The 16971-nt window shown below is 61.8% G+C and carries 13 protein-coding genes; 7 read left to right on the top strand and 6 right to left on the bottom strand.

Annotated features, from left to right (window positions below; genetic code table 11):
* Positions 1 to 59: 59 nt before the first annotated feature.
* The 3 genes from Q0887_RS14935 (at position 60) to tilS (ending at position 3197) form a co-directional block, all read left to right on the top strand.
* Positions 60 to 941 carry a helix-turn-helix domain-containing protein gene (locus Q0887_RS14935; protein ID WP_299196710.1) on the top strand — a complete coding sequence of 294 codons (882 nt, stop codon included), beginning with the start codon at positions 60 to 62 and terminating at the stop codon, positions 939 to 941.
* 185 nt (positions 942 to 1126) lie between these two features.
* On the top strand, positions 1127 to 2116 hold the full coding sequence (locus tag Q0887_RS14930) for a tetratricopeptide repeat protein (protein ID WP_299196709.1): 990 nt from the start codon (positions 1127 to 1129) through the stop codon (positions 2114 to 2116).
* A gap of 142 nt (positions 2117 to 2258) precedes the next feature.
* Positions 2259 to 3197 (top strand): tRNA lysidine(34) synthetase TilS, encoded by a 939-nt coding sequence (gene tilS, locus Q0887_RS14925; protein ID WP_299196707.1) that lies wholly within the window; start codon positions 2259 to 2261, stop codon positions 3195 to 3197.
* Between the two features lie 14 nt (positions 3198 to 3211).
* Here tilS and Q0887_RS14920 read toward each other — a convergent pair whose 3' ends face one another.
* A complete protein-coding gene (locus Q0887_RS14920) occupies positions 3212 to 4111 on the bottom strand; it encodes a L,D-transpeptidase family protein (RefSeq protein ID WP_299196706.1) in 900 nt (299 codons plus the stop codon).
* A 155-nt stretch (positions 4112 to 4266) separates the two neighbouring features.
* The gene (glpK, locus tag Q0887_RS14915; protein ID WP_299196705.1) at positions 4267 to 5739 is read right to left on the bottom strand and encodes a glycerol kinase GlpK; all 1473 of its coding nucleotides are present in this window, start codon (positions 5737 to 5739) and stop codon (positions 4267 to 4269) included.
* A 57-nt stretch (positions 5740 to 5796) separates the two neighbouring features.
* On the opposite strand from glpK, the gene Q0887_RS14910 reads away from it, so the two are divergent.
* Together Q0887_RS14910 and Q0887_RS14905 are read left to right on the top strand one after the other, a co-directional pair.
* Positions 5797 to 6675, top strand: coding sequence for an MBL fold metallo-hydrolase (locus tag Q0887_RS14910; protein WP_299196704.1), 879 nt, complete (start codon positions 5797 to 5799; stop codon positions 6673 to 6675).
* Positions 6660 to 7367, top strand: coding sequence for a DUF4230 domain-containing protein (locus Q0887_RS14905; RefSeq protein ID WP_299196703.1), 708 nt, complete (start codon positions 6660 to 6662; stop codon positions 7365 to 7367). The genes Q0887_RS14910 and Q0887_RS14905 overlap by 16 nt, the downstream gene beginning before the upstream one ends.
* A gap of 19 nt (positions 7368 to 7386) precedes the next feature.
* Here the strand turns inward: Q0887_RS14905 and Q0887_RS14900 are convergent, their stop codons facing one another.
* The 3 genes from Q0887_RS14900 to Q0887_RS14890 all read right to left on the bottom strand — a co-directional run bounded on the left by Q0887_RS14900 (position 7387) and on the right by Q0887_RS14890 (position 13596).
* Positions 7387 to 10965 carry a M1 family aminopeptidase gene (locus tag Q0887_RS14900; protein WP_299196702.1) on the bottom strand — a complete coding sequence of 1193 codons (3579 nt, stop codon included), beginning with the start codon at positions 10963 to 10965 and terminating at the stop codon, positions 7387 to 7389.
* Between the two features lie 14 nt (positions 10966 to 10979).
* Positions 10980 to 11891 (bottom strand): ABC transporter ATP-binding protein, encoded by a 912-nt coding sequence (locus Q0887_RS14895; RefSeq protein WP_299196699.1) that lies wholly within the window; start codon positions 11889 to 11891, stop codon positions 10980 to 10982.
* A gap of 94 nt (positions 11892 to 11985) precedes the next feature.
* Positions 11986 to 13596, bottom strand: coding sequence for an AMP-binding protein (locus Q0887_RS14890; protein WP_299196697.1), 1611 nt, complete (start codon positions 13594 to 13596; stop codon positions 11986 to 11988).
* Positions 13597 to 13713: 117 nt separating this feature from the next.
* On the opposite strand from Q0887_RS14890, the gene nadA reads away from it, so the two are divergent.
* Complete coding sequence (gene nadA / locus Q0887_RS14885) at positions 13714 to 14715, top strand: quinolinate synthase NadA (RefSeq protein ID WP_299196696.1); 1002 nt, start codon at positions 13714 to 13716, stop codon at positions 14713 to 14715.
* Positions 14716 to 14755: 40 nt separating this feature from the next.
* Positions 14756 to 16075 (top strand): DUF2254 domain-containing protein, encoded by a 1320-nt coding sequence (locus Q0887_RS14880; protein WP_299196694.1) that lies wholly within the window; start codon positions 14756 to 14758, stop codon positions 16073 to 16075.
* Here Q0887_RS14880 and Q0887_RS14875 read toward each other — a convergent pair.
* Positions 16072 to 16941, bottom strand: a complete 870-nt coding sequence (locus Q0887_RS14875; protein WP_299196693.1) for a DMT family transporter — start codon at positions 16939 to 16941, stop codon at positions 16072 to 16074. The two genes, Q0887_RS14880 and Q0887_RS14875, sit on opposite strands and share 4 nt — an antisense overlap.
* Positions 16942 to 16971: the final 30 nt, after the last annotated feature.

Genomic DNA, 16971 nt, shown 5'->3' with positions numbered 1-16971 from the left:
GGGACGAAGTTTCAGTGTCGTCCAACGAATTCAAAAAACCACGCACAAGTGGATGGGTCATGGGAAACGAACAGGAAATCGCTGAAGAAGACGCGCCCGAGCTTGAGGAGACAAGCCCGGCAAGCGCGGGCGATCGTCTGCGTGAAGCGCGCGAGGAAAAGCGGCTGGAACTGTCGCATATTGCGGGCGAGACACGCATTCCGATCCGCCATCTGGAATCGATCGAAACGAGCGCGTTCGAGGCGCTGCCTTCGCGCACCTACGCCATCGGCTTTGCCAAGACCTATGCGCGCAGCGTCGGACTTGACCCTGATGAGATCGCGCAGGCGGTGCGCGAGGAACTGGCCGATGGCCATGCGCGCGCCTCGGCCATTTCAGGCGGGATGGAGCCGGGCGATCCGGCCAAGCTGCCCTCTGCCGGTCTTGCATGGTTTGGCGGGTTCGCCGCGCTGATCCTCGCGCTGGGCGTGATCTTTTTCTACAACACCCATTTCGGCGCAGGCACAGGCCCGGCATCGCTGATCGCTGAAAGCGACGCGGCGGATGACGCAGCAGAGACTGCGCAAAATGGCGATGCAGCGCAGCTTGCCAGCACGGGAGATGCCGGAACGGCCTCGGGCGCAGCACAGCCAGCGCCCTCCGCAAGCGGTCAGGTCGTCTTCACCGCCACCGGAGAAGGCGCCTGGGTGCGCTTTTACGAAGATGGCGGCGAGCGGCTGTTTGAGGGCGTCATGCAGGATGGCGACACTTACGAAATTCCCGCAGATGCCGAGGACCCGCGGATCAATACCGGACGTCCCAATCTCTTCACCATCACGATAGGCGGGCAGCGTGTTCCGCCGATTGCAGAAGAGATGATCCCGGTCGGCAATGCGCCGGTTTCAGCCGAAGCGCTGCTCGCACGCGCGGACGCGCCTGCCGGGGAAACCGCCAACAACTAGGTTTCGCGCTTAGGCCGAGCGACCTCGACCCATCCGAAATGGAGCCACATTCCCCCGTTTAGTGGCCTCGCGCACTCGACTTGCGAGCGTCGGTTGGGCACAGATTCGGCTCATATTCATGCGCGTGCGGCCATCTTTGGCAGCCAAAGTCTCGCGCACATTCAAACCAGGGAGCCCGACCCGACATGAGCCCTCGCAATCCGCTCACCCTCTTCAGCAAAACCGTTCCCGCATTGGGAGCATTGGTCTGCGCCGCAGTGGTCGCGACCTCGCCCGTTCCCGCCGCTGCGCAGGACAATTCCGAGGCCCGCCTGCGCCGCGCCGAAGCCGAGATCCGCGCGCTGCAACGCGCTGTGTTTCCCGGCGGTGACGGCCGCTTTTTCGAGCCGCAGATCACCTCTGACGGTGCGCCGAGCAGCACTGTCACCACCCGCACGCCTTCGACCACAGCGGTTACCGATATTCTCGCGCGGCTCGATGCGATCGAAACCCAGCTCCAGCGCCTCACCGCGCTGACCGAGGAAAACACCAACGCGCTCAGCAATATGGAGCTGCGCGTGGCAGCGCTCGAAGAACAGCGCAGCGCGGGTGCTGTGACAACGCCTTCGCCTTCGGGCGCGACCCCGCAGCCTTCGAATGAGCCGATCGCAACCAACTCCAACCTCGCCGCGATGAGCGATGGTGCCTCCGATGGCAGCGAAGATGCGCAATCCGCCGCCGCCGCTGGCCCTTCCGCCGAACGGCTCGCCGCAGTGCAGGAAATCACCAAGCCGCAGACCGACGATGCGGGCGATGACGAATATTCCTACGGCTTCCGCCTGTGGAATGCGGGCTTCTATCCCGAAGCGCGCCAGCAGCTTGCCTCTTACGTCGAGGGTTATCCCGACCACTCGCAAATCTCTTATGGCCGCAACCTTCTGGGCCGCGCTTTCCTTGACGATGGCATGCCGGAGGAAGCCGCGCGTTGGTTCCTGCGCAATTATCAGGCTGACCGGACCGCGCGCCGCGCGCCGGACAGCCTGCTGTTCCTCGCCGAAAGCATGATCGCGATGGGTGACACCCGCCGCGCCTGTATCGCTCTGTCCGAATTTGGCGAGACCTATCCTGCAGTCGCAACCGGGCGGCTCGCTGACCAGTATGAAAGCAATCGCCGCCGCGTCACCTGCGACGGTTAAGCCCGCATTGGGCACGGATTGGGCACCAGTTGCCTAGGGGGGCGCGCCGATCGATACGCCAGCCGGTCATACACCTGACCTAGGGGCGCTCGACCCCGAACTGATCGCGCGGTTCCGCGAGGAGCTGGGATCTTTGTGGCCGGTGGAAGACCGCAATGGCCCGCTTGGCCTTGCGGTCTCTGGCGGGCCTGACAGTCTCGCGCTGCTACTGCTCGCCGCTGCCGCATTGCCAGGCGAGATCGCTGTGGCAAGCATCGACCACGGCTTGCGCGAGGAAGCGGCGAGCGAAGTCGCCTTGGTCGAAGGTCTGTGTGCCGCGCTCGACGTGCCCTTCACCGCGATTTCAGTGCGGCTCGAACGGGGCAATCTTCAGGCCAAGGCGCGCGAGGCGCGTTATGCCGCTTTGCGCGAATGGGCCTGCGACCAGAACCTTGGAGCGGTTGCGACCGCTCACCACGCCGACGATCAGGCAGAGACTTTGCTGATGCGGCTCGCGCGCGGAAGCGGGCTACCCGGCCTTGCCGGAGTGCGCGCGGGCACGCTTTTGCCCGATAGCGAGATCGCGTTGATCCGCCCGCTGCTATGGGCGCGCAAAGCCGATCTGGAGGCTCTGGTTGCCTCAGCCGGTATCACGCCAGCGCAAGACCCCTCCAACGCCAGCCGCGCTTTCGACCGGGTGCGGGTGCGCCAGCATCTGGCGCAGCATGACTGGCTCGACGCCGAGGCGCTGGCGACAAGCGCAGGCCATCTGGCCGAGGCAGCGCGCGCGCTCGATTGGTATGCGGAGCTCGATTGGGAGGAGATGGTCGCGCTTGAGGATGATGAGGACAGCCCGACCTACCGCTATTACGCCAATGTCCCGCGCGTCATCCAGATCGAGACGGTCTGCCGGATTGTCTCCGCCTTGGGTGGCCGCGTCAGCCGCAGCGAAGCGGGGCGTGCTGCCGACCGCTTGTGGCGCGGCGAGAATGCCTCGCTAGGCGGCGTTCTGGCGAGCGCGAGCAGCGAACCGATGGAAGGCACACCGCTCCATTGGCGGGTATGGCGCTTCAGTCCCGAACCGCCCCGAAGAACGCATTAGGGCGCTCTGGTTGATTAAGAGAGGATGCGGTCGCCCACGCCGATATACTGGCCGCGCGTAATCACGACCTTGTCCCCGCGCGAAGTGATCGCGAACAGCTTCTCAGCGAAGGGATCGGGCACTCCGATGCAGCCATGCGAAGCATAGCCGTTCATCACCGGCGAACCGTGGATCGCGATCCCGTCCCAAGTCAGCCGCAGCGTCCAGGGCATGGGCGCGTTGTTGTATTTCTCTGACACATTGTCGCGTTCCTTGGTCAGGATCGGGAAGGTGCCGAGCGGGGTCGGGTGCGAAGTTGTGCCCAGCAGCGCAACCGCAGTGCCAATTTCGTGCCCGTCGCGGAACACGCTGATAACCCGCGCATCAAGATCGACGGTGATGACCAGCGGGCCATTGGAAGGCGCGCGGCTCTCATCCCAATACCATTCGCCATAGCGGATCGTGCCGGTGATCGGCAGGATGCTTTTGACCACGAAGGGATCGTCGCTGGCGGCCTGTGTGACCCGTGCCTGCGCGACTTGTGCTGGCGCCGGTTCCGGAGCGGCTTGAACCATCGGGTTGGAAATCATCCGCGCCGCAGGTGCGCGCGGAGCAACTACAGTCGGCGCAGCGATTTCAGGCATCGGCGCGGCAGGCGCGGCATCGAATGTTGGTGCGGGCGGAAGCTCGGGCAGGTCCTCGACATCGGTTTCGGTCACAAAGCCGTAAGGCTGCGGCAGGCTCGGATCGACCACGATTGATGGCCCGCCCGTGGACGGGTCAATCGCGCGGATCGCGGCATCCGCCTCGGCGGCTACGACTACCGCAGCATCGGCTGCATCATCGGCAGAGGTCTGCGCAAGCGCGAAGCTTGCCCCTCCGGCGAGAGCGACAAGACCGGCAAAAGCGGTGAGGCGGATAGATTTGAAAGCCATAATTGAAAGGTCCGGATACCCTGATTGAACAGCCTCTATATGCCCGACTTACGTGTTAACCGCCAGTGAGCAGGCAGCCTGCGTCCCTTGCGGGGACGGGGGGAGCGCAAAGGTTAAAATGTAAATTCTGGTATGGAGAGGCCTCGAAAGCCTGCTCAGGCAGCATCAAGCGCGCTTTGCCAGCGCGACAGGCGCTCTTCGCGAGTCGCCTCATCCATGTCAGGCTCGAAGGCAGACAGAGTGCCGCGCATCTTTGCCGCCGCGCTTTCCAGATCGGGATACAGCCCCGCGCCGGCAGCCGCGAGCATCGCTGCACCCAGCGCGGTTGTCTCGACAAAACCGGGCCGCTCCACCGTCAGGTCCAGCATGTTTGCAAGGTCCTGCGCCATCCAGTCATTCGCCGCCATCCCGCCATCGATTCTGAGCGTTCCCCACGGCGTGCCGTCAGCGGCAAAGGCCTGCGCAAGGTCATGCGTCTGATGCGCCATCGCCTCCAGCGCAGCGCGCGCCAGCTCGGCTTTCCCGCTCGCGAAACTCAGCCCCGTAATCACTCCGCGTGCATCGGGTCGCCAATGCGGTGCGCCAAGGCCGGAGAGCGCAGGCACAATGGTCACGCCGCCCGTATCGGGAACCGAGCGCGCCAGCTCCTCGGTCTGGCTGGCGACATCCACAATGCCGAGCGAATCGCGCAGCCATTGCACCAGGCTGCCCGCGACGAAGACCGATCCTTCGATGGCATAGGTCCGCTTGCCGTCCAGTTGGGTCAGCACCGTGCCTAGCAGCCGGTTCGTGGAATGCGGAATCGTCTCTCCCTGATTGGTGAGCACGAATGCGCCGGTGCCATAGGTCGCTTTGGTCTCACCGGGCGAGAGGCAGGCTTGCCCGATCGTCGCCGCCTGCTGGTCGCCTGCAAGGCCGGTGATCGGGATTTCACGCCCGAACAGGCTCACCTCGGTTTCGGCCAGCTGGCCCGACATATCGGTGACTTGCGGCAGCGCGGAATGCGGCACGCCCAGCAATTCGCACAGCCCCTCGTCAAAGCCCTCACCCGCAAGCTCCATCAACAAGGTGCGGCTGGCATTGCTGGCGTCACTGATATGCGAAGCGCCGCCGGTGAGCTTGTAGACCAGCCAGCATTCAACCGTCCCAAACGCCAGAGTGCCCGCATCCGCAGCGATCTTCACTTCGGCCACATTGTCGAGCATCCAGCGCATTTTGGTGCCGGAGAAATAGGGGTCGAGCAGCAGGCCAGTGCGGCGCTGCACGTCGGCTTCGTGCCCGGCCTCGCGCAAGGCGGTGCAGAACGGCTCGGTCCGCCGGTCCTGCCACACGATCGCGCGGGTGAGCGGCTTGCCCGTGTCTTTGTCCCACGCGACCACAGTCTCGCGCTGATTGGTGATGCCGATACCCGCGATCATGGCCGCGCCGCCCGCGTCGGGGATGACTGCAAGCGCACATTTGAGCGTCTTCTCCCAGATTTCACCTGCGTCATGCTCGACCCAGCCCGATTGCGGATAGTGCTGGGTCAGCTCTTCCTGTGCAGAGGCGACCAACACCCCGTCGCTTGCAAACAGCATCGCGCGGGTCGAAGTGGTGCCTTCGTCCAGAACTAGAATGTAGTCGGCCATGCGGGTTCCTCTCTCCTGGACGTGACATGTGCCACGCCTCGCTCCATATGCAACCCTATGTCACGCATACCTTCCAAGCCCTGGCCCACAGGGATCGCCGACCAGGTAGAGCCGCTGGTGATGCGGGTGCTTGCGCCCAATCCCTCGCCCTACACATTCACCGGAACGCAGACCTATGTCGTGGGTCAGGAGGACGGACCCGATTGCGCGGTGATCGATCCGGGGCCTGATGATCCGGCGCATATTGCCGCGATTGAGGCAGCAATATGCAATCGCGTGGTCTCTGCGATCATGTGCACCCACACCCACCGCGATCACTCACCCGCCGCTGCGCCGCTCGCCAAACTGACCGGAGCGCCAGTTGTGGGCTGCGCGCCGCTGGTGCTCAATTCGGACCTGCCGCGTTCTGACGAGGCCTTTGACACGACTTACGAGCCTGACCGGGTGCTCGAAGATGGCGAGCAGATGCGCGGGACCGGTTGGACGCTGACTGCGGTGGCGACGCCGGGGCACACATCCAACCATCTGTGCTTCGCGCTGGAGGAAAGCGGCGCGCTGTTTACCGGCGATCACGTCATGGGCTGGTCAACCAGCGTGGTGATCCCGCCTGATGGCGACATGGGCGACTATATGGCGAGCCTGGAGAAACTGATGGCGCGCGATGACAGCGTCTACCACTCCGCCCACGGCGCGGCGATTGAGAAGCCCAAGCAGCTGGTGCGCGGCATGATCGGCCATCGCCGCCAGCGCGAGAACCAGATTGTGCGGCTGATGAGCGAGCGAGCGCGGACCGCGGCCGACTTTATTCCCGATATGTATAAGGGGCTGGACGAACGCCTGATCGGTGCAGCCGAGATGAGCGTCACCGCGCATCTTATCGACCTGCAAAAGCGCGGGCTGGTGGCACAGGAGGGCGAGATATGGCGCACGATCTGAAGGACGCAGCTTCGCCGGTGCAAGCCGACATTCTCCCCCCGCTCGCGCCAGAAGATCGCGGCATTCTGTCCTCACGCGGAGAGGCTATGCTGGCGCTGCTCGCCGCCGCCTTGCTGGTTGCTGCTCTGGCATTTGGCTGGCGTGCCTATGTCTATCAGGAAGAGGGCGATCCGGTCGCCAGCGCGATGCTGGCCTTTGAAAAGCAGAACTCGCTGGTGGTTTTCTCCAGCCGGTTCGAAGTCGTCGCCGAAAGCGTCAATACGCGCAGCGTGGCCGGCGTGAATGTCGATCTGCTCGAAAGCCGTCAGGCGGCGATCATTCCGGCGAGCGTGGAATACCGGATCGACCTGTCGGGCATGGAAGCGGACGATATGGAATGGGATGAAGAGGCGCAGCTGCTCACCGTCACACTGCCCCAACTCCAGACCTCACGGCCCAATCTGGACGAAGCCAAAGCGCGCATCTTCACCGAAGGCGTCTGGGTTAGCCGCGATGCCGCGCGCGAGCTTGCCGCCAACAATTCCGAGCAGGCAGAGCGCCGCGCGGTAGAGTTCGCCAAGAACCCCGAAGTCCTCGCCCTTGCCCGCACCGCCGCGCGCGAAGCTGTGCGCCAGAACCTTGCCGTACCGTTACAGGTCGCAGGTTACGAAGCGGCACGGGTCGAGGTGCGGTTTGCCAGCGACGCGAATTAGGCCAGCGCCAGCTTCAGCCTCACTGCATATCGAACACATTATCGTCCGAGTTGCGGTCGATATATTTGTTGTAGGGATCGATCCCGACATAGAGCGGTTCTTCAGCCGTCACGATGCGGATTTCCTGATTGCCTGACCGCACAGGCCGCCGCTCCATCAGCAGCACATTGGCACTGTCGAACACGCCCCGACCCGGCCTTGCGGTAAAGGCTCCGATTTCGATTGTGTCATCCAGCGGGCTTTCAGTTTCGACGCCCTCGCCATCGGCATAATACTTGGCCGCCTCGACCGTCATCACGGTTTCCCAAGTGCCATTGGCCAGCTCGCGCGTTTCGGCGCTTTCGACCTTCATGTCGTAAAGCGTGATCCGGCGCAGCAGATCCTCGACCAGCTGGCGTTCGGCATCATCGCGCGCAAGGCTGAGGAAACCGTCAACCAGATCGGTCGAAATCGCATAGGGTGCGCCTTGGAAACGGTAGCGCGCGATCAGCTCTGCCAGCATCGCATTGACGCGGTCCTCGCCCAGCCGGTCTTGCAGCAGATACATCACCACCGCGCCCTTGCGGTAATGGATGTAGGGCTGGTTCTCGACCCTTTCGAGCGGCAATTCCTCGATCGCCTCGCTGCCGCGCGAAGTCAGGTAATTGTTGAGCTCGAACTGGAGGAAACGGCGCATCTGATCCTCGCCATACATCTCCTTCATCACCATCATCGCGGAATATTGCGCCATGGTTTCAACCATGATCGTGCCGCCCTGCTGGTTGGCGCTGATGATCTGGTGGGCCCAATATTGGTGCGCGACTTCATGCGCGACCACATAGGTCACCGCATCGATCTCGCCCTCATCGGCATAGTCGGCGACAAAGCCGATGCTTTCCGAATAGGGCATGGTCCCGGCAAAGGCCTGCGCGAAGCTGGCATAGCCGGGGAATTCGATGATGCGCGCATGTGGGAACTGGTATGGCCCGAAATTGGCGCGATAATAGTCGAGCGATGCGTCCAATGCGGTGAGCATCCGCTCGACATTGGCCTCATGCGTCGCGTGGTAATAGACCTGCAACTCGACCCCTTCGGACTCGCTCGTAGCGATCTGGTAATCGGCTGACTGGATCGAGAAGAAGGACAGGATCGGTGTGTCGGAGACAAAGCGCGCGGTTCTGCGGCCATTCTCGACAGTGTCGGAGACGCGCACGCCCGGTGCAATCGGCGTCTGGCCTTCGTCTGTGATGATGGTGATATCGGCGGTCACCCAATCGACCCCGACATAATTCTCCTGCCGCGAGGCCTCATCGCCCAAGGGCGCGGGGCGCAGTTCGGCAGGCAGATCATATTCGCGCCGCGTCGCACGGTCCTGCAAAAGTCCTGCGCGGTTCATCCCGATCTGCGGGGCAAATTCGGAATTGTTGAGGAAAGTGCCGTTGCGCACCAGCCGCGTATCATTGCCGCTATGGCGGTAACCCTGCTGCCAGCGCTGGGTCTTGAAAGTCAGCTCGCTCGTGTCACCCGGCGCAAGCGGTGTGTCGAAGCGATAGATGAAATATTTGAACTCCTCATCTTCCATCTCAAGTGTCGCACCTGCGACCTGAAGATCGAGAATCTCAGCATCGGGATCGGGCAGACGGACATGCAACACCTCGATCACTTCATCGGTATCATTGAGGATCGCATAACGTCCGGTCGCATCCATGCGGATGTCTTGCGGCCACAGCTCGACCTCGAACTGCATATCGGTGACGGCCGGCTGCACGACATTTTCGTATTGCAGATATTTCTTCTCATATTCGGCCAGAGCGGCTTCGTTGTCTTCCGCGGTGCGGTAGCTTTCGACGACGTTGATCTGGTTGAAGATAAACCCGCCAGAGCCAAGCGCGACCAACGCACCGACCCCCAAAAGAGCGCCTGCTGAAGATTTGAGCCGCGCCGGAACGCGCTTCAAACGGGGCGCCAACGCGGTTTCTGTCCCGCGCCGCCAAAGCAGATGCGCGGCGACTGCAAAGATCAGCGCAACCGCGCCCCAATAGAGCCGCAGCCACCAGCTCAGTCCATTGCCGACCGTGTTGCCGTTCAAATCCGAAATCGGGTTGGGGCCGGTCGATCCGTATAGGTAAAGCGGGTGCTCGTAACCGAAGGCGAAGAGCACATTGGTGGCGACGATATAGAGCACCATCACCGCCCAGCCGATATATTTGTTGGGGCTGAGCGCCTGCACAAACACGGCCAGAATCGCGAGGATGAGCATGTCGACCGTGAAAGGCAGCAAATACCATCCGAGATATTTGATCAATTCGGGCGATACTCCGCGCGCGAGCTGGATCAGCGTTGCAGAGACGACGCTCACCGCCAGCGCGGCGAGCAGCACGATTGCCACTGCGATGGTCTTGGGCACCATGTAACTCCAGCCCGGTGTCGGGGTGGAATCGATGATTTCGTGCATTTTGCGATCACGGTCGCGCCAGACCAGTTCGCCCGCATAATAAATCGCGATGATGACCGGGATCAGGGTAAATCCGCCTTGCAATATCGGGATAACCGAGAATGTCAGCGGGCGCGCAGACACGCCATAGAGCTGATTGCCCAGGAACAGTCCGCCGCTGGTGTTAAACACGCCGATCATCAGCAGAACAAAGAAAGCAGGGTGTTTGACGACCTGCATGATTTCGAATCGTGTGCGGGTGATGAGCCGCGCCCAGCCGCTCTTGTCCGGCTGGAGTGCAGGCAGGACATCCACGGTTTGCGGCGGCACCGCGGCAAGCGCGGCTTCCTTCAACGATTGCTTACGCAATTTGCGCTGCGAGATGCCTTTTTCGGTAAAGCTGAAGCGCCAATAGGCGATGGCCAACATCACGAATGCAAAGCCCAGCCAGATGATCCGGTTGGCGAGTAATCCGCCTTCGAGCGGCGGCACCTGTGTGTTCGATTCCGCGATCGTCCAATAACGTGTCGCATTGGCGAGAGCGCCCAGCCCGAACGGCTCGAACAAGGCTGCAGTGTCCTGCAAATCGGGCCGACCCTGCACAACCGATATCAGGATCGTCCAAAGGACAAGGAACACCACCACCGCGACGTAAGTGTACATCATCGACCGCGTCATGGTGGCGATCGCAAAGAACAGCGCGGACACCATGAACATGCCCGGCAAAGCATAGATGAAATAGGCGCTGGTATAGAATGACAGGTGGTTCGGCCCCAATGTCTCGGGATCGACCCACGGCATCAACGAACCCAGGAATATCGCCAGCGGCACGGTCGCAAAGGCAAGCGCAGCGGCGAGGAACGCGCCGGCAAATCGCCCGATCAAATAGTCGAATTTCTTGACCGAAGTGGAGCGCACCATCGGCCCGAACCCGCTATCATCATCGCGCACGATCACATTCGCCACGAATGCGGTCGAGATAAACATAAAGAACAGCGTCAGCACCAGATGCGTCTGGATGATCGCAACCGGCGCATTGGCATTGATATTGCCGCCGCCGCCGATCTGGACATTGTCCGAGACGGTCGCAAAGAACGTCAGCAGGAAAAAGAGAATTGCGCCCACCCAGAAAACCGGATTGCGCAGCTGGTAGCGAAATTCGAATGCGGTGATCTTACCGAACATTTGCCAGTCCCCCCTTACGCCGCAGCGCTTGCGGGAGCGGTCTCATCAGCACCGGCTTGGCGCGATTTGGCGAGGGTGGAGAAGTAGACATCCTCCAGCCCGCCTTCGACGCTGGCAAAGCCGTTTGCCGGATCGCTGTCCGACATCACATGAACGATGGTCTTGCCGGCATAGAGCTTGGTCGAGATCACCTGATATTGCGCGCGCACTTCATCGATCTCGTGGCGCTCGATAGTCTTGGACCAGACGCTGCCTTTAGCCTGTTCGATCAGATCTTTGGGCGCGCCCTGCTGCTTGATCTGGCCGAGCACGATCACCGCCATCTGGGGGCACAGATCGGACACATCATCGACGATATGGGTGGAGAGGATCACCACCACATTCTCGCCGATTTCAGCGAGCAGGTTGAGGAAACGGTTGCGCTCTTCGGGGTCAAGGCCGGCGGTAGGCTCGTCAACGATGATAAGCTGCGGATTGCCGATCAGCGCCTGCGCAATGCCGAAACGCTGCCGCATCCCGCCGGAAAAGCCCGCAATCGCCTTCTTACGCACATCCCACAGGTTGGTCTGGGCGAGCAATGTCTCGACGGTATCCTTGCGCTCGCCCTTGTTCGCAACGCCTTTGAGCACCGCCATATGGTCGAGCATATCATAGGCCGAAACACGCGGATAAACGCCGAAATCCTGCGGCAGATAGCCTAGCGTCTCGCGCAGTTTTTCCGGATCGGCGATTATGTCGATATCGCCAAAAGTGATCTGGCCGGTTGTCGGTGTCTGGAGCGTCGCCACGGTGCGCATCAGCGTCGATTTTCCCGCGCCATTGGGACCGAGCAGCCCGTACATCCCCTTGGGAATTGAAAGCGTCACATCATCCAGCGCGCGGGTGCCGTTGGAATAGGTGTGGCTGACATTGACGAGCTCGAGCATAATGGTGTCCCTCCTGTTGGAAGGCACGCTACCAAGGTGTCTTATTCCAGTAAAGCACCGTTCATCGAACTGGCTGTGCTGTCTGTCGGTGCAATCAGGCGGTGAGTTCGCCGCGCTCGAACATTTCGGCGAGCTGAAACTTCTGGATTTTGCCTGAACCGGTGAGCGGGAATTCTTTCATCCACACCCAGTGTGCGGGTGTCTTTTGCGGAGATAGCCGCGCGCGAATATGCGCTTTCAGTTCGTCGTTGGAGGGACGATCAGCCCCTTCGGCAAGCCGCATGAAGCAGCACACGATTTCGCCCCATCTCTCATCCGGAACACCTGCGCAGGCGACCTCGGCGATGGCAGGATGTTCAAGCATTGCGGCCTCGATCTCGGCAGGGAACAGGTTTTCGCCGCCGCGAATGATCATCTCTTTGACGCGGCCCGTTATCTTCACATAGCCGCGCGCGCTCATGCTCCCCAGATCGCCGGTATGCAGCCAGCCCTCGGCGTCGATTGTCTCGGCGGTCGCCTCGGGATTGTCGTTGTAGCCCTTCATCATGTTGAAGCCGCGCATGCAGATCTCGCCCTGCTCGTCGATGGCGCAGACGCTGCCATCATTGGGGGAGAGGATCGCGACTTCGACATGCGGGATTGGCTGACCGATAGTCTCGGTCAGTTCCGCGCCGGAATCGGTCGGCCATGCAGCTGTGATGCCCGGCGATGTTTCGGTCTGGCCGTAAACAATCAGGATCGGCACCCCGAAGGTTTCCTGTGCCGCCCGGTTCAGTTCCGGCGGAACCATCGCGCCGCCGCTGATGACGGTTTCAAGGCAACTCACGTCGATATCATGCGCCCGCGCCGCTTCGATAATGGCGTAGATCATGGTGGCAACCCCGCCCAGCATCTCGGGCTTCTCGCGCTCGATTGTTTTGGCGACCGCGACCGGATCGAACAGCGACACCAGCAGCAGCGTTCCGCCATTGGCAAGGGTTCCCAACACGCACACCGCGCTGCCCGCCGTATGGAAAAGCGGGAACGGGCAAGTGACCGTCTGCCCCTCCTTCAACCCCCAGCGGGCGAAGGCATCCTTGTTGCTCTGGAGCAGGCCGTGCTGATGCAGCAGCACGCCTTTGGGAAAGCCGGTCGTGCCCGACGTGTACTGGATCATGCAGATGTCGAGCGGCTTGCCCTCGCGCAGCTCGCCGTCACCCTCGCCTGAGAACAGCTCGGCGTGATCCTCTATGTCGATGATGAAGTCCGATGCGGGGAGGCCAGCCGCCGCCTCGTCCACCACGGGCCGCAAAGCGCTGCCGCGCACATTGGGCTGGTAATAGACCGCGCCCGATCCCGATTGTTCGAGCACATAACGCACTTCGCGCGGCGTAAAGCTCGGATTGACCGTCACCAGCACCAGCCCGGCCATCACCGAGCCCAGCTGGACCAGCACCCATTCGGGGCAATTGCCGCCCATGATCGCGATCCGGGTGCCCGCCGTATGGCGCGCCGCCAGCGCCCGTCCGCAGCGCTCAGCGTCGGCGAGCAGCTGGGCATAGGTCCATTCGCGCCCCACACTGCCATCGGCCAGCATCTCGCGCAGGGCCTTGGCATCGGGGCGGATCGCCACCTGTTCGCGCAAGGCCTCTTCGATGGTGCGCTCACGATATTCGGTGTCGGTCTGCGCCGGGCAGTAAGCCTCTTTGAGATCAAGCTCGTACATGCATTCCCCTCCGTGCGGCAAAGCTAACACATGGTGTGTGCAAAGCACTCGCAAAAAATTGCATCCGTGCTTATGTGACGTCCAACAAATCAGCGTGATAGAAGTGAGGAACACACGATGAGCGTAGAGAGCAAGATCCCCAGCGGCACCGAATTGCTCGGCGAAATCGACCGGCTGCGCAAAGAGCGCAATGCGGTGATCCTCGCGCATTATTACCAGACCCCCGATATTCAGGACATTGCCGACTTTGTGGGCGACAGCCTGGAATTGTCGCGCAAGGCGGCGGAGACGGACGCCGATGTCATCCTGTTCTGCGGGGTGAAGTTCATGGCCGACACCGCCAAGATCCTTTCGCCCGACAAGACCGTGATCCTGCCGGATATGGACGCCGGGTGCAGCCTCGAAGACTCCTGCCCGCCAGAGAAGTTCAAGGCTTTCCGCGAGGCGCATCCCGATCACATCGCGCTCACCTACATCAATTGCTCGACCGAGGTGAAAGCGCTCTCGGACATCATCGTCACCTCCTCCAGCGCGGAGACAATCCTTGAGCAGATCCCGCGTGACCAGAAGATCATCTTCGGTCCTGACCGTCACCTTGGCGGATGGCTCTCCCGCAAGTTCGATCGCGAGATGCTGCTGTGGCCGGGCGTATGCATCGTCCACGAAGCCTTCAGCGAGACCGAGCTACTCAAGCTGAAAGAGCAGCACCCCGATGCCCCCGTCGCCGCGCACCCCGAATGCCCGCCGACGATCATCGACCACGCCGATCACGTCGGCTCGACCAGCTCGATCCTGAAATTCGCCAAAAGCTTCGAAGGCGACACGCTGATCGTCGCGACCGAGCCGCACATCATGCACCAGATGGAAAAGGCGCTGCCCGAAAAAACCTTCATCGGAGCGCCCGGTGCGGACGGCAACTGCTCGTGCAATATCTGCCCCTACATGGCGCTCAACACGATGGAGAAAATGTACACCGCCCTGCGCGATCTGGAACCGCGCATCGAGATCGAAGAAGACATCCGCCTGAAAGCCAAACGCAGCCTCGACCGGATGCTCGGCATGGCCGGCGGGACGGTTGGTCTGGGGGACTTGGGCAAGGTGCCGTTTAGTGCGGATTGAGTCGCGCAGCCTCGTCTCGATCTCGTGCGGTTAGCGCGCGATGACCGCCGAAATCCGCTTTTTCTGGGCGCGTCTTAACGCAAATTACTGGTTTTACCCGGCCACCTTCGCCGTTCTTGCCGCGGTTCTGGCCACGACCGTCGTCTCTATGGACCGCAACGGCTTTGCCGAATTCCTGAGCGACTATGATTGGCTGGTTCCGGTAAGGCCGAAAGGCGCAGCGGATATTCTGATGGTCATGGCCGGAGCTGTAATCGGTGTCGCATCCACCGTGTTTTCGATCACTATTGTCGCGGTCAGCTATGCCAGTGGCACCTATGGTCCGCGCCTGCTGACCAATTTTCTGGAGGACAAGGGCAACCAGGTCAGCCTGGCGACCTTCATCGGCAGCTTCGTTTACGCAATCGTGGCGCTGCGATCTGTGCGGGCGGAGGACGAATCCGCCAGCACGGCCAGTGATGCAGCCGCGACCACCCTGCCCGGCTTCGCGCCGCAACTGTCGCTGCTAGTCGCCTATTTGCTGATGGCGGTCTGCGTCGCCGTGCTCGTCTTTTTCCTGCACCACGTGCCCTCGTCGATCCGGATCAACAAAGTGCTTGAGACAATCGGTGTGCGGCTGATCGACGCTGTGCGCGAAACCTATCCTGTCGAAGACGAGTTTTCCGACGCACGCGAGCCGGAGGGCGGCGAGGAACTCCGGGCCTCGGACGCCGGCTATGTCCAGATGATTGACTTCGCGGACCTCGAGGAAAAGGCGCGGGATTCAGGCGGCACCTTCTCGCTGCGTGTCCGAACAGGCGATTTTGTCCATCGCGGTCTGCCGCTGATGGATGTTAAAGGTTGCAGCGTCGACGACCTGAAGGACGAACTTCGCGAGTGCTTCTCGCTAGGCTCTGTGCGCACTCCCGAGCAGGATCCGCAATTCCTGATCGACGAGTTGGTCGAGATCGCCCTGCGGGCGTTGTCGCCCGGTATCAATGATCCCTTCACAGCGATCACCGCGCTGCATTGGCTGGGCGCGGCCACGTCAGAGATCGGACGCCGTGACTTGCGCAAAGATGTTTGCGGGGAAGATGCCGAAGATTGCCCGGTGATCCCGTGCCCTGATGATTTCCAGCACTATCTGAAACGCGGCTTTGGTTCTCTGCGCAGCGCCGTTGCGACCAGCCCCAACGCGGCGCTGGTGATGCTGGACGTGCTGGGCAACGCGGCGACGCCGGTGAAAGATCGCGACCGGCGCGAGATGTTGCGCGATCAGGGCCGGCTGCTGATCGAGCAAACGCGAGAAGCCTTGACCGGCCCCGACCTTCAGTCTGTCGAGGCGCGGTATCGCGAATTTGACAAGCGCTTCACGAACTAGCGTTTCGCCGCCGAGCTTGCCCTCGCCACCACAAGCGCTGAGCCCAGCAGCAGCATCCCAGCAATATCCAGCACCGTCAGCACTTCGCCGAACACGCTCCACCCGATCACTGCGGCAATCGCGGGCTGGGTCAGCAGTGCGAGCCCGATAATCAGCGGGGGAAAGTGGCCGAGTGAATAGACCATCAGCCCCTGCCCGATCAGCTGACTGCTCACAAACAGCACCAGGATCGGCGTCCAATTGGTTGGCCAGAACGGCTCTCCGAGCGCTAACGCCATCACCAGCAGCATGGGCGAGGCAAAGATGCTCACCCATACCAGCAGGCTCCATGCCCCAATCGCCGCGCGCGCATTCTGCAGGGTGAGCAGGTAGACCGCATAGCAAAGGCCCGCGAAGACGCAGAACAGATCGCCGACAAAGGTGCCGGTCGAAATCTCCAGACTGCGCCCCAGCATGATCCCCGCCCCGGCTAGCGCGCAAGTGATCGCAAGCCATTCGCGTCCCTTGGGCAGGCTGCGCGCGATGATGAAGCCCCAGAACATCAGCACGATCGATCCGCCATTACTGAACAGGGTCGCATTGCCGAGCCGGGTCAGCGCCACGCCAATATGCGTGCTCGCCAGATCAAGCCCCAGCGCGATTGCGCCCAGCGCCACCAGCACCAATGTTGTGCGCGGGATCCCCGTCATCCTTTGCCGCGTGGCAAGCGCCAGCAGGGCGAGAAACGGAAGTGCGAGAAACATCCGCCAGAAGGCCGCGCTCACCGGTCCCGTATCGGTCAGACGGACCAGCCACGGCCCCAGTGCAAGCGCAAAATTGCCCCCCAGAAGCGCGGCCAGAAGCAGCCAAATGCGAGCGCCCGCCAAGGGCTTGGCAAGATTTGCTTTTGGCTCCCC

This window comes from uncultured Erythrobacter sp. (assembly GCF_947492365.1).
In the GTDB taxonomy this organism is placed as follows: domain Bacteria; phylum Pseudomonadota; class Alphaproteobacteria; order Sphingomonadales; family Sphingomonadaceae; genus Erythrobacter.
Note: the sequence above shows the minus strand (reverse complement) of the source record. Positions and strands in the feature narration are given on the sequence as shown.